Genomic DNA, 1,146 nt, shown 5'->3' with positions numbered 1-1,146 from the left:
CGGCGCGCGATCAGGGCGCGCAGCGCGTCCACCAGCGGGCGGCGCCGGCGGCGGCCCTGCGCGGCCTGTCCGGCATAATAGAGCGTCGCCAGCACCGTCCCGATCACCGCGACGATGACGGCGAGGCTGACGACGAAGATGCGCTTGGTCCGTTGCAGCGCCGCGTCCTCGTGATTGCCGTACAGGATGTCGGCGAGGCGGTGGAGCTGCGAGCGGTCGATCAGCGCGTCGCGCGTGCGCAGCGCGTCCGAGAGGCTGTCCTGCGCCGTTGTGACCGTCTGCCGCGCCTGCGCCCGGCGCTGGGTGAGGCGATCGAGATCGGCGCTCAGCGCCGCCTGCCGTGCCGTCGCGGCCCGCAGGTCGGCGTCGCGCTGCTGGCGCGCGGTTGCCTCCTGATCGGTGCGTGCCTGGCGCGCCTTGGCGGCCTCGGCGTCGAGGGATTCGATCCGGCGGCCGATCGCTTCGTGCTGGTGGTAATAGGCCTTGTTGATGGCGGTGATGCGGCACGACACGGACGGGGCGGCGCAGCGCCGGCGCTCCGCCGCGAGGGCGACGTCGTGCTCATGGTCGGCGCGCGCCTGTTCGGCGAGCAGGCGCTGCCGTTCGCCATCAAGGCGCGCGCTGTCGTCATCGTTCCGCGCGTCGGCCAGGTCGCCCTGTTCCTGCTGGCGGGCGGCGGCGGCGTCGGTTTGCACCCGACCGAGTTCGCCCTGCAGCCGCGCGATCTGCCCGTCGAGGTCGCGCACCTCGGCACCGGCATCCGCCGCCTGACGGCGCAGGTCGTCGACGCGGGTGGCGGCGACCTCCACGGCGCGGATACGTTCGTTGAAGCCGCGTTCGAAGCCGAACACGAAGTTCTCGAACGTGGCGGCGGTGACGACCACCAGGGCGAGCGCGCCGAGGATGCGCCAGCAGAGGCGGTCGGTGCGGAAGGTCAGGCGCACCAGCGGGATCTTCGTCAGCTCGATCACCGACAGGGCGGCGAAAGGCAGGATGGCGACGGCAACGGTCGCCGGCCCGTCGGCGCTGCCCTCGATGCCGGCGACGACCGAGAGCACGAGGCCGAGCGTGACGGCCGCGCATTCGACCAGCCAGGCGATGACGATCGCCTTGTCGCGATGCGGGCGCGCGGGGGCGGGCGCGGGG

1 protein-coding gene is annotated in these 1,146 nt (G+C 73.3%); it reads right to left on the bottom strand.

Annotated features, from left to right (window positions below):
* Positions 1 to 1,146 (bottom strand): hypothetical protein (locus B8460_RS21480; protein WP_048859634.1); only part of this gene is annotated, 1,146 nt, incomplete at both ends.

The sequence above is a fragment of the Acidisphaera rubrifaciens HS-AP3 genome (genome assembly GCF_000964365.1).
Taxonomy (GTDB): Bacteria; Pseudomonadota; Alphaproteobacteria; order Acetobacterales; family Acetobacteraceae; genus Acidisphaera; species Acidisphaera rubrifaciens.
Note: the sequence above shows the minus strand (reverse complement) of the source record. Positions and strands in the feature narration are given on the sequence as shown.